General features: G+C 65.1%; 9 protein-coding genes and 1 tRNA gene. 4 read left to right on the top strand and 6 right to left on the bottom strand.

Going from position 1 to position 11,883, the window contains the following annotated elements; translation table 11 throughout:
• The 3 genes from HW932_RS08350 to rpoE all read right to left on the bottom strand — a co-directional run bounded on the left by HW932_RS08350 (window position 1) and on the right by rpoE (window position 2,175).
• Complete coding sequence (locus HW932_RS08350) at window positions 1-996, bottom strand: MucB/RseB C-terminal domain-containing protein (protein ID WP_176976027.1); 996 nt, start codon at window positions 994-996, stop codon at window positions 1-3.
• A complete protein-coding gene (locus HW932_RS08355; protein ID WP_176976028.1) occupies window positions 980-1,531 on the bottom strand; it encodes a sigma-E factor negative regulatory protein in 552 nt (183 codons plus the stop codon). The genes HW932_RS08350 and HW932_RS08355 overlap by 17 nt, the downstream gene beginning before the upstream one ends.
• Before the next feature lie 65 nt (window positions 1,532-1,596).
• Window positions 1,597-2,175, bottom strand: a complete 579-nt coding sequence (gene rpoE / locus HW932_RS08360; protein ID WP_176976029.1) for an RNA polymerase sigma factor RpoE — start codon at window positions 2,173-2,175, stop codon at window positions 1,597-1,599.
• Between the two features lie 181 nt (window positions 2,176-2,356).
• Between rpoE and nadB the strand changes: the two genes are divergently transcribed.
• On the top strand, window positions 2,357-3,991 hold the full coding sequence (gene nadB, locus HW932_RS08365; protein ID WP_176976030.1) for an L-aspartate oxidase: 1,635 nt from the start codon (window positions 2,357-2,359) through the stop codon (window positions 3,989-3,991).
• 52 nt (window positions 3,992-4,043) lie between these two features.
• Window positions 4,044-4,436 carry a DUF3775 domain-containing protein gene (locus HW932_RS08370; protein ID WP_176976031.1) on the top strand — a complete coding sequence of 131 codons (393 nt, stop codon included), beginning with the start codon at window positions 4,044-4,046 and terminating at the stop codon, window positions 4,434-4,436.
• Here the strand turns inward: HW932_RS08370 and dapB are convergent.
• From dapB to HW932_RS08385, 3 genes are read right to left on the bottom strand one after another with little or no spacing between them, the layout of a single operon-like run.
• Window positions 4,430-5,245 (bottom strand): 4-hydroxy-tetrahydrodipicolinate reductase, encoded by an 816-nt coding sequence (dapB, locus tag HW932_RS08375; RefSeq protein WP_176976032.1) that lies wholly within the window; start codon window positions 5,243-5,245, stop codon window positions 4,430-4,432. The two genes, HW932_RS08370 and dapB, sit on opposite strands and share 7 nt — an antisense overlap.
• Window positions 5,246-5,266: 21 nt before the next feature.
• On the bottom strand, window positions 5,267-8,527 hold the full coding sequence (locus tag HW932_RS08380) for an efflux RND transporter permease subunit (protein ID WP_176976033.1): 3,261 nt from the start codon (window positions 8,525-8,527) through the stop codon (window positions 5,267-5,269).
• The gene (locus HW932_RS08385; RefSeq protein ID WP_176976034.1) at window positions 8,520-9,623 is read right to left on the bottom strand and encodes an efflux RND transporter periplasmic adaptor subunit; all 1,104 of its coding nucleotides are present in this window, start codon (window positions 9,621-9,623) and stop codon (window positions 8,520-8,522) included. The genes HW932_RS08380 and HW932_RS08385 overlap by 8 nt, the downstream gene beginning before the upstream one ends.
• A 171-nt stretch (window positions 9,624-9,794) precedes the next feature.
• On the opposite strand from HW932_RS08385, the gene HW932_RS08390 reads away from it, so the two are divergent.
• Both HW932_RS08390 and HW932_RS08395 read left to right on the top strand, forming a co-directional pair.
• The gene (locus tag HW932_RS08390) at window positions 9,795-11,612 is read left to right on the top strand and encodes an AMP-binding protein (RefSeq protein ID WP_176976035.1); all 1,818 of its coding nucleotides are present in this window, start codon (window positions 9,795-9,797) and stop codon (window positions 11,610-11,612) included.
• A 44-nt stretch (window positions 11,613-11,656) separates the two neighbouring features.
• Window positions 11,657-11,730, top strand: a tRNA-Gly gene (locus HW932_RS08395).
• Window positions 11,731-11,883 lie beyond the last annotated feature (153 nt).

Genomic DNA, 11,883 nt, shown 5'->3' on the forward strand with positions numbered 1-11,883 from the left:
TCACTGAGTGGGCGGGTCGGCGCGATGGACGCCGGCGATGGCGGCCTGGACCGTGACCATCGGCACTTCGCCGACGGCGGTGATCTGATGGCCGTCGAAGCGGCGGCCGGCGGCATGGACGGAGCCGATGTTGGCATCGCCCTCGAGTCCGTCGTCGCTCGACGGTTCGATATAGATCGAATAGGACGAGAGACGATCGGTGAAGAGGAAGTGCTCCACGCGCGTGCCGTCGGTCTGATCGATCTGGTGCTGCATGACCAGATCGAATCCGTCCGGCATCGGCTCGAAACGCCACTGACTGCTCGGGCTGGTCGCCGGCGCACTGCGGACCGACCGCGCCGGTTCGAGCGGAGTCTCGGGTCGGGACGCCGTGGGCGCATTGAGCTTGATCGAAGTGAACATGAGCTGTTCGAGCGGTTCCTGCCGGCGGTCGATCAGATCGGACTTGAGTGGCAGCGCGGTCTCGCGGTCGATGTGGAATCGGTAGCCATAGCGCAGATCGTCCTTGGGCAGGATGCCGACGACCTCGGTCTCGCGGCCGGCGATGCGCGCACGCCCCAGATATTCGACGCTGTAGTGATCCTGTAGCGCCCCCGGATCGATCCCCTCGGTGTCGAGAAAGCGTCCGCCCTGGCGCTCGACCGAGATCGGTTGCCCATCGGTCAGGACACAGTTGACACGGTCCTTGCCGCTGGCCACCGCCCGGATCGGTCCGCTGAGCGCGATCAGGCGCTCCTCGATCTGCCCGTCCGCGATGCGGTGATCGAGGCTCAGGGTTTCGAGCCGGTTCTGATGCAGATAGACCAGGGTGCCTTCATAGTTCAGCGAGCGCACGGCCTCGGTCATGCGTGCGAGCAGCACGCTGGGTGAGACGCTGTCCGCCGCCGAATCCGTTGAGACCTTCGCCTCGGCGCCCAGCACCTGGAGCGGCAGCAGACAACACAGGCCCAGGACCAGCCAATACGACGCCGGACGCCGATCAACGACCCGGTTCATAGCCGACGAGCATTGCATAGGGCAGCAATCCCTTGGCCCCGGTCGACGGGGCCGTTGCTTGATGGGTGACGAGATAACGATCGAGCTTGCTGGCCAGCTCGGGATGCTCCAGATGCCAGCGCTGGAGCGGAAGGGTCTGACGCTCGACCAGACGGGCGGCCACGGGGCCGACCGCCGTCGGACCCACGGCGTCGCCCATGAAGACGGGTGTCGCCAGAACGGCGACCAGCAGCACCGAGGCGGCGAGCGCCAGACCGGCATAGCGGCCCGTCCAGCGGTGCGGAGCGCGCTCCAGACGCCGTGGACAGAGAATGGTCGGTTCGGTGGCCAGGGCGTCGCGCACGCGGTCGGCCAGCGCGCGGGCGTTCGGATCGATCGCCTCGCCACGGATGGCCTGACCGATGAGCGTGTAGCGTTCCCAGCGCTCGCGCAGCTCGGTGTCGGCGGCCAGTGCGTCGAGCAGGGCCGGCATCTGGGCCGGCGCCAGTTCGCCATCCTGTAAAGCGGAGAGTCGTTGTCTAGGCTCGTCGGTCATCGTCGTTGTGCCTGAGCTGAGGGTTCTGACTTAAGGGGCTCGCCGGCGACGAGTCCCACCTGGACTCAGCCATCGAGCAATGGCCTGAGTCGCTTGTCGATGGCCTCGCGCGCGCGGAAGATCCGAGACCGGACGGTGCCGATGGGGCAGTTCATGGTTGTCGCGATCTCCTCGTAGCTCAGGCCCTCCAACTCCCGGAGCACGATGGCCGTGCGCAGATCGTCCGGCAGATCGTCGAGCGCGCGCTGAACCGTGGCGGCGATCTCGTCGCTCAACAGATGGCGCTCCGGAGTCGCGTGCTCGCGCAGCCGGCCGCCCATGTCCATCTGCTCGGCCACCTCGGCCTCGATGTCATCGCCCGGCGGACGCCGCCCCTGGGCCACCAGGTGGTTCTTGACGGTATTGACCGCGATCCGGTAGAGCCAGGTGTAGAAGGCGCTCTCGCCGCGAAAGCCGGGCAGTGCGCGATAGGCCTTGATGAAGGCCTCCTGGGTCACGTCCATGACCTCGGATGAATCGCGCACATAGCGGGAGATCAGATTCGACACCTTTTGCTGATACTTGAGCACCAGCAGATCGAAGGCGCGCTTGTCGCCCGACTGGGCGCGACCGACCAGTTCATGATCGGTGTGTCGTTCACTCATCGCGACACACCGCCCTTCGGCCTGCCATCGGTTCCGTTGGCATGGACAATCCACCGCATGGGAAGTTCGTGGCCATCCTCATCGATGGCCGGTATTTTTCAGGGTATGACACGGATACTTGATCCAGATCACCAAATCGACGAGCTTACAGGGAATCCACAGCCATCACGAGTCCACCTCCATGTCAGACGCCTGTCACCGCCACGATGTCCTGATCCTCGGCAGCGGAGCCGCCGGGTTGAGTCTCGCCCTGCGGCTTCCCGAGACGCTGTCCGTCGCGGTCGTCTCCAAGCGCGAACTGCGCGAGGGCAGTACGCTCTATGCCCAGGGCGGCATCTCGGCGGTGCTCGACGCCGGAGACTCCATCGAATCGCACGTCCAGGACACGCTCAAGGCCGGCGCCGGGCTGTGCGATCGCGCCGTGGTGCGCCACGTCGTCGAACGCGGTCCGGACAACATCCGCTGGCTGCTCGATCAGGGGGTCGAGTTCACCCGCGACACCGAACATGGGGCTGGGGCCACGGGGGGCTATCATCTCACACGCGAGGGTGGTCACACACATCGGCGCGTGATCCATGCCGCCGATGCCACCGGGCGCGCGATCGCCACCACGCTCGAAGGCCAGGTGCGCGATCGCGCCAATGTGACGCTCTACGAGCAGCATATCGCGGTGGATCTCATCACGGCCCGGCATCTGCCGGGGTATGGCGAACATCGCTGTCTGGGCGCCTATATACTCGATCTCGGCAGCGGACGGGTCGAAACCTTCCTCGCCCGCTTCGTGGTGCTGGCCACCGGCGGGGCCAACAAAGTCTATCTCTACACCAGCAACCCCGACGTCTCCACCGGCGACGGCATCGCCATGGCCTGGCGCGCGGGCTGTCGGGTCGCCAACATGGAGTTCATGCAGTTCCATCCGACCTGTCTCTATCATCCGCAGGCACGTTCCTTTCTCGTCACCGAGGCGCTGCGCGGCGAGGGGGCGCGCTTGTTGCTGCCCGACGGCGAGCGTTTCATGCCGCGCTTCGATCCGCGCGCCGAGCTGGCGCCGCGCGACATCGTGGCGCGGGCCATCGACCATGAGATGAAGCGACTGGGGAGCGAATGCGTCTATCTCGACATCTCGCATCGCCCGGCCGATTTCGTCATCGAGCACTTCCCCACCATCCATGCGCGCTGTCTGGAACTGGGCATCGACATCACCCGCGAGCCGATCCCGGTGGTGCCGGCGGCGCACTATACCTGCGGCGGGGTCATGGTCGATCGTCAGGCGCGCACCGACCTGCCCGGACTCTATGCCAGCGGCGAGACCGCCTACACCGGGCTGCACGGGGCCAACCGCATGGCCAGCAATTCGCTCCTGGAATGCCTGGTCTACTCGGAGGCGGCGGCCGCCGACATCGTCCGTCTGTCATCCGAGGTGCCGCCGCCCCCGGAAGTACCGAACTGGGACGAAAGCCGTGTCACCGAGCCGGACGAGGAAGTGGTCGTCACCCACAACTGGGATGAGCTGCGGCGCTTCATGTGGGACTATGTCGGTATCGTGCGCACCAACAAGCGTCTGCGTCGCGCCAAGCGCCGCGCCGATCTGCTGGCGCAGGAGGTGATCGAGTACTACAGCAACTTCCGGGTCGGCAACGATCTGATCGAACTGCGCAATCTGCTGGAGGTCGCGGATCTCATCATCCAGTCGGCCCTGCGCCGGCGCGAGAGCCGCGGGCTGCATTACACGCTCGATCATCCACTCAAGGACGCCGGCCAGCGCACGCCGACCATCCTCATCCCGGATGCCTATCAGCCGCGCAAAGGGGAATAGGCTCTTACCGGACTCCAGCATCCAAGGGGAGTCCCGCAATCAGGAGCTCAGCATGAGTCTGCTACATATCGATCTCGAGTCACTGTGCCATATCGTCGAGAAGGCACGCGAGTTCCAAGCGAAGGAGGAGGTCGTCCTGCCCGACGTGCCCGATAGCCCGTCCGAGGACTGGGCGTTACAGATTCTGGCCGATCACAGCGAGGATCACAGTCTCGGCGAGATGACGCGCGCCATCGGCGAGATGAGCCAGCGCCAGCGTGCCGAACTGGTGGCGCTCATGTGGCTCGGACGCGGCGACTATGGGATCGAGGACTGGGAGTCGGCGGTCGACGACGCCATCGGCGACTATTCGCTCAATGCCGCCGCCTACCTGCTCGCCCATCCCATGGTCGCCAATGACCTTCAGGAAGGGCTGATCGCCCACGGCTATTCCTGCGATCAATAATCGCGCAGTCCAAGCACGTCCTGCATATCGAAACGTCCGTGCTCGCGCCCGGCGATCCAGCGCGCGGCGCGCACGGCGCCCCCGGCGAAGGTCATGCGGTTGGATGCCTTGTGCGCGATCTCGACCCGCTCGCCATCGGCGGCGAACCAGACCGTGTGTTCGCCGACCACATCCCCGGCGCGGATGGTCTCGAAGCCGATCGTCTGGCGTTCGCGTGCGCCGGTCTGGCCTTCGCGGCCATAGACGGCGACCTCTTTCAGATCGCGCCCGAGCGCCTTGGCGATCACCTCGCCCATACCGAGCGCTGTCCCGGAGGGCGCATCGACCTTGTGCCTGTGGTGCGCCTCGATGATCTCGATGTCGACCTCGTCGCCGAGCACGCGCGCGGCGATGTCGAGCAGCTTGAAGCAGAGATTGACGCCGACGCTCATGTTCGGGGCGAAGACGATCCCGATCGACTCGCCCGCCGACTCGATCGCCGCGCGCTGGGTCTCATTCAGACCCGTGGTGCCGATCACCATCCGCTTGCCGGCTTCGCGACAGAGGGCCAGATGGTCCATGGTCGCGGCCGGCGAGGTGAAGTCGATCAGGACGTCGAAGTCGTCGAGCACGCTCGCCAGTTCCACCACGACCGCCACATCCAGGCGCCCGACGCCGGCCAGCTCGCCGGCATCCGAGCCGATCAGCGAACTTCCGGCACGCTCGGTCGCCGCGCCGAGCCTGAGCCCCTCGGTCTCGACGACCGCCTGAATCAGGGTCCGTCCCATACGCCCGCCGGCTCCGGCGATGGCGATTCTGATCTCACTCATGCATGACCTCGTCTCAATGTCTCAACCCGTCGCGGTCCGAATCCACTCGACCCGCTTGTACATGACGCCATAGTAAACCACTGGGATCACGACCAGCGTCAAGAGTGTCGAGACGAACAGGCCGAACAAGAGCGATACCGCCAGCCCGGAGAAGATCGGATCGTCGAGGATGAACACGGCTCCGGCCATGGCCGCCACGGCCGTCAGGGTGATCGGCTTGGCGCGCACCACGGCCGAGTCGATCACGGCCTGCTCCAGGCTCATCCCGGCGCGCACCTGCTGGTTGATGAAATCCACCAGCAGGATCGAGTTGCGCACGATGATCCCGGCGAGCGCGATCATGCCGATCATGGAGGTCGCCGTGAACTGCGCGCCCAGGATCGCGTGACCGGGCAGGATGCCGATCAGGGTCAGGGGGATCGGCGCCATGATCACCAACGGCACCAGATAGCTGCGGAACTGCGCCACCACCAGCAGATAGATCAGCACCAGTCCCACGCCATAGGCCGCGCCCATGTCGCGGAAGGTCTCATAGGTCACCTGCCATTCGCCGTCCCACTTGAGGCTGTAGTCGTAGGGGTTGGTCGGCGCCTGACGGTACCACTGCTCCAGACCCAGCTCGTCGCTCAGGGTGGCGGCGATCTCGAACAGGCCATAGAGCGGGCTGTCGGTCTCGCCGGCCATGTCGCCGGTCACATAGACCACGGGCAGCAGATCCTTGTGATGGATGCTGTGGGCGCGCGTGCCCTCGACCACCGAGACGATCTCGGACAGCGGCACCAGCCGGCCGGTCTCGGAACGCACGCGCAGGGCCAGCACCTGTTCCAGATCGGCCTTGTCGGCTTCGCTGTACTCGACCCGGATCGGCACGGCGTACTTGACGTTGGCCCCGTGCAGGAAGCTCATGTCCTCGCCGTCGAGCACCGTGGCCAGCGCGATCGAGACGCTCGACTGGGCCACGCCGAGCCGTGCGGCCTTGGCGCGGTCGACCACCAGGGTCAGCTTGCGTGAGGCGAACTCGACCGAGTCGTCGACATCGACGATGTCGGCTGTGCCCTCGAAGGCGGCTCGGACCTGACGCGCCATCGCGATCTGACCATCGTAGTCCAGGCCATAGACCTCGGCGACCAAGGGCGAAAGCACCGGCGGGCCGGGCGGGATCTCGACCAGCTTGGCGTTGCCGTCATAGCGACGCGCGATCTCCTGCAAGGGGGCGCGCAGTTCCAGGGCGATGGCATGGCTCTTCTGGTCGCGATGATGGGCATCGACCAGATTGACCTGAATGTCGCCCAGATGCGCGCCTTCGCGCAGATAGTACTGGCGCACCAGACCGTTGAAGTTGATCGGCGCGGCGGTGCCGGCATAGACCTGATAGTCGCTGACCTCGGGCACGGTCTCCAGATACTCACCCATCTCGCTCAGGACGCGCGCGGTCTGCTCCAGACTGGTCCCCTCCGGCATGTCGAGCACCACCTGGAACTCACTCTTGTTGTCGAAGGGGAGCATCTTGAGCACCACGGTGCGGTTGACCGCGAGCCAGATCGAACCGGCGATCAGCAGCAGGATGGCGCCGAGCAGCAGCCAGCGGTTGAGATGTCCGCGCCGACCGATCAGAAAAGGGCCGATCAGGCGCTGGAAGACGGCGTTCAGCCGCCGCTGCGAACCCGCGTCATGGCCCTCCCCGGCTCCAGCCGGTGCATGGGCATGCGCCAGATGATGACGCCCGAGCATCCGGTTGGTCATCCAGGGCGTGAAGACGAAGGCCACCACCAGCGAAATCAGCATCCCCATCGAGGCATTGATCGGGATCGGACTCATGTACGGTCCCATCAGCCCGCTGACGAAGGCCATCGGCAGCAGCGCGGCGATGACGGTGAAGGTGGCCAGGATGGTCGGCCCGCCGACCTCGTCGACCGCGCGCGGCATCAGATCGAGCAGCGAGTCGCGGCTGATGGCCATGTGACGATGGATGTTCTCGACCACCACGATGGCATCGTCGACCAGGATGCCGATCGAGAAGATGAGCGCGAACAGCGACACCCGGTTGAGTGTGAAGCCCCAGGCCCAGGAGGCGAAGAGCGTCAGCGCCAGGGTCACGATCACGGCCGCGCCGACGATGATGGCCTCGCGCCAGCCGATGGCGAACAACACCAGCAGCACTACGGACGCGGTGGCGAAACTGAGCTTGCTAATGAGTTTCTTGGCCTTGGCGTCGGCGGTGGCGCCATAGTCGCGGGTGATGGTGACTTCGACGCCCTCGGGGATGAACAGCCCCTTGAGCTGCTCGAAACGCTCGATCACATCGGTCGCCACCTCGACGGCATTGACGCCCGCCTGCTTGGCCACGGCGATGGTCACGGCTGGACGGGTCCAGCCGGCGGTGACGCCCGACTGTTCGCCCCCCGGGCCGGCCCCCATGAGGACATAGCTGTCCGGCTGTTCGGGACCGCGTTCGAGTGTGGCGACATCGCGCAGATAGACCGGACGCCCCTCATGCACTCCGACCACAAGCTCGCCGATCGCCTCGACCGAGGTCAGGAAGGTGCCGGCCTGGACCAGGATCTCCTGGTTGTCGGCGGTGACGCTCAGATCGTCGGCGATGCGGTTGCCGGCCTGGAGCGCACGGCGCAGTCCATCGAGATCCAGCCCATAACCGGCGAGTTGCTCGGGCTGGAGCTGGACGCGCACCAGTTGCGCCGGCGCGCCGAGCGTATAGACATCGCGCGTGCCGGGAACACGCTTGATCTCCTGCTCCAGCGCATGGGCGACCTGACCGAGTTCGTAAGCGCCGACCGCGTTGTCCTCAGACCAGAGCGTCGCCGTCAGGATGGGCACATCGTCGATGCCCATGGGTTTGACGATCGGCGTGCCCACGCCCAGGTTCGGCGGCAGCCAGTCCTGATTGGACATGACCTTGCTGAAGAGGCGAACGACGGCCTCGGTGTTGTCCTCGCCGACCTTGTACTGGACCGTGACCACGGCCAGACCCGGACGCGAGACCGAATAGACGTGCTCGACGCCCTTGATCTCGGAGAAGACCTGCTCGGCCGGACCGGCCACCAGATGTTCGATCTCGGTGGCCGAGGCGCCGGGAAAGGGAATGAAGACATCGGCGAAGGTGACATCGATCTGCGGCTCTTCCTCGCGCGGCGTCACCAGCACCGCGAACAGCCCCAGCAGCAGCCCAAGCAGCGCCAGCAGCGGCGTGATCTCGGTGGCCTGAAAACGGGCGGCGATCCGGCCCGAGAGGCCCAGTCGTTCGGTCGCGGCCGGCTCAGTCATGGCGTTGATCCTCGCCCTTGACATGACGCACCGGCGTCTGGGCCTTGAGCTGCGCCCCGGCGGCGATCGGATCGAGCGCCACAGATTCGCCCTCACTCAGGCCGGCCAGCACCACATAGGCGTCATCGAGCGCCCGGCCGAGCCGGATCTGGCGGAAGTGGATGTGATCGCCCTCCCCGACCACATAGATCCCCGTGACCTCGGAACGCTGAACCACGGCCGACTTGGGCACCGTGAGTTCGGACTTCTCACCGACCACGAAGCTGGTCTTGACGTACATGCCGGGAAAGAGCGCCCGGTCGCTGGCCCCGGCGCTCGGCGGCAGCTCGACGCGCACTTTGAAGGTATTGGAGCCGTGATCGGCGAAGGGAAAGATGGTCAACCGGCCGGATTCGACGCGCGTCCCGTCAGGCAGATAGACCCAGGCGCGGCGTGAGGCATCCGTATCGCCGCGCACGGCTGGAATCACACTCTGAGGCACGTCGACCGCCACCCGCAGCGCATCGAGGGAGATCCCGCTCATGATCGGCGTGCCCGGACTGACGATCTCGCCGCGTTCGACATGGCGCTGGATGACGATGCCTGAATAGGGAGCGCGGACCTCGGTATGGGCCAGTTGCTCCTGAGCGGCTTGCAGACGTGCCGTGGCCGCTTCCAGCTCGGCCTTGGCGCTGTCGAGATCGGCGCGCGCCTTGTCCATGGCCGACTCCGAGACGTTCTTCTGGCGATAGAGGTCCGCGACCCGGTCGTGTTCGTCCTGGGTCTGGCGCAGACGGGCGCTGGCGGCCTTGAGATCCGCCGCCGCCTGACTGACACGGGCGCGATGCTCGGTGTCCTTGATCCGTGCCAGCAACGCGCCCTTCTCCACGAAGTCATCGACATCGTAGAGGATATCCTGGATCTGGCCCTGGGTCTGAGCTGAGACAGTGCTGCGGTTGACGGCCTCGATGATGCCGTCGAGCCGGTACTCGCGCGGCAGCGTGCGGAACTCGGCCGGCGCCGTGGTCAGCGGCGGCGAATTGGCCTGATCCGCGAATGCGGATGTCGGCGCCAGGACGAAGCAGGCCAACAGCAGAGTCGGTCTCATCGAACGCATTTCGATCACTCCATTTATTAGATTTTTCTAATATTGCGTGGTTGGCCGTCTTTTCAATGCCAGTATTGCACGCTTACCGCGAACCAGGGGCTGGGGCGTGGTTCGCGTTGCACCGGACGCGGGTTTGCGGTTCAAATTGGAGCCTTTTTAACCCGTGATGAGGATAGCCCAGTGAAGCCAGGATCCGAGGATCTGATTCCAATCGATCATGTCAAGACGCTCGATGGGCTATTCCTGCAACGCATCAAGCGCTCACCCGAGCGTCTGGCCTATCGCTATTTCGAGCGCGATCAGGGCTGGCGCGCGTTGACCTGGCGCGAGATGGGCGACTCGGTGGCACGCTGGCGTCAGGCGCTCGCTGGAGAGTCCCTGGAGACCGGCGATCGGGTGGCGATGCTGCTGCGCAACGGCCCGGAGTGGATCATGTTCGATCAGGCCGCCTTCGCGCTGGGTCTGGTCACGGTCCCGCTCTATACCGACGATCGCGCCGACAACGCCGCCTACATCCTCGAGGACGCGGCGGTCAAGGTCCTGCTGATCCAGGACGTGGGACGCTGGAAGCGGTTGGCCGAGGCCATCGGCGACTCACCCTGGCCCCAACGGGTGATCATCCTCGAATCGAGTCCGGCCGCCCATGCGCTGGCCGCGCGTGACAGTCGCGTGCGGGTCGCCGAGTCCTGGCTGCCGGACAGCGCCCCTTCCCTGCCCCAGCGCAACGGCGAGCCGCACGATCTGGCGACCATCGTCTATACCTCCGGCACCACGGGGCGACCCAAGGGCGTGATGCTCAGTCATCACAACATCCTGAGTAACGCCCACGCTGTGCTCACGCTCATCGACGTCTATGGCGAGGATCTATTTCTCTCCTTCCTGCCGCTGTCGCACATGCTCGAACGCACCGGCGGCTATTATCTGCCAATGATGGCGGGATCGACCGTGGCCTATGCACGCTCGGTGGCGCAACTGGCCGAGGATCTGCAAACCATCCGCCCGACAGTCATCATCGCCGTGCCGCGCGTCTTCGAGCGTGTCTACGGGCGGATCACCGATCAGCTCCAGACCCGGCCGGCTCCGGTGTGCTGGCTGTTCCATCTGGCGGTCGCGACCGGCTGGCGCACCTTTCTGCGCGAGCAGGGACGCGCCGGCTGGCATCCAAGCCTGCTGCTGTGGCCCTTCCTCAAGCGCAAGGTCGGCGAACCCGTGCTCCAGAAACTCGGCGGCCGGTTGCGAGTGGCCGTCAGTGGCGGCGCGGCCCTGCCGACCGGCGTGGCGCGCACCTTCATCGGTCTGGGGCTGCCGCTGATCCAGGGCTATGGGCTGACCGAGACCAGTCCGGTGGTCAGCTTCAATCCGCTCGACGACAACATCCCCGAGAGCGTCGGGATACCGATCCGGGGCATCCAGGTGCGCGTCGGCGACAACGACGAATTGCTCATCAAGGGCGAGAACGTGATGCAGGGCTACTGGAACAACCATGCCGCCACGTCCAAGGTCTTGAATCACGACGGCTGGTTGCATACGGGCGATCAGGCGCGCATCCAGGATGGTCACATCTTCATCACCGGGCGCATCAAGGACATCCTGGTGCTCTCCAACGGCGAGAAGGTGCCGCCGGCCGATCTCGAGATGGCCATCGGGCTGGATCCGCTGTTCGACCAGGTCATGGTCGTGGGCGAGGGGCATTCCTATCTCAGCGCCATCCTGGTGCTCAATGCCGATCTCTGGCCGGGCATTGCCCACGAGCATGGACTCGATCCCAATCTGGTGGAGAGTCTGCACGATGTCCACCTGCACAAGAACGTCATCAAGCGTCTGCGCCTGGCGTTGAGCGACTTCCCCGGCTATGCCAAGATCCGGCGCGTCACCCTGACCCTGGAGCCCTGGTCGATCGAGAATGGCCTGTTGACGCCAACCCTGAAGATCAAGCGCAATCGGATCATCGAGCACCATGCCGCCGCCATCCAGTCCATGTATGGCGGTGACGGTTGAGGCTTGCCAACAGGATGGCGCGGCCCTAAACTAGCCGGCCTGTCGCGGGTGTAGTTCAATGGTAGAACAGGAGCTTCCCAAGCTTCTAACGTGGGTTCGATTCCCATCACCCGCTCCAATTCAGCTTCCATGGAAATCCACCGAGTTCCATAAGCCGTTGTCAGAAAAGAGTATTTCGCCAGACAACGATCCAGTGATATCCACCGAAATCCACCCGCTGCTGGACTGATTTAGTCCATCCGGTAGTCCATCAAAGCGGTCGGGTTCGAGT

Origin of the sequence: Allochromatium humboldtianum (genome assembly GCF_013385175.1) — a bacterium.
Lineage (GTDB): Bacteria > Pseudomonadota > Gammaproteobacteria > Chromatiales > Chromatiaceae > Thermochromatium > Thermochromatium humboldtianum.

Coding starts and splice junctions, on each gene's coding strand:
- HW932_RS08350 (WP_176976027.1), bottom strand. CDS start 996: ATGAACCGGGTCGTTGATCGGCGTCCGGCGTCGTATTGGCTGGTCCTG.
- HW932_RS08355 (WP_176976028.1), bottom strand. CDS start 1,531: ATGACCGACGAGCCTAGACAACGACTCTCCGCTTTACAGGATGGCGAA.
- rpoE (WP_176976029.1), bottom strand. CDS start 2,175: ATGAGTGAACGACACACCGATCATGAACTGGTCGGTCGCGCCCAGTCG.
- nadB (WP_176976030.1), top strand. CDS start 2,357: ATGTCAGACGCCTGTCACCGCCACGATGTCCTGATCCTCGGCAGCGGA.
- HW932_RS08370 (WP_176976031.1), top strand. CDS start 4,044: ATGAGTCTGCTACATATCGATCTCGAGTCACTGTGCCATATCGTCGAG.
- dapB (WP_176976032.1), bottom strand. CDS start 5,245: ATGAGTGAGATCAGAATCGCCATCGCCGGAGCCGGCGGGCGTATGGGA.
- HW932_RS08380 (WP_176976033.1), bottom strand. CDS start 8,527: ATGACTGAGCCGGCCGCGACCGAACGACTGGGCCTCTCGGGCCGGATC.
- HW932_RS08385 (WP_176976034.1), bottom strand. CDS start 9,623: ATGCGTTCGATGAGACCGACTCTGCTGTTGGCCTGCTTCGTCCTGGCG.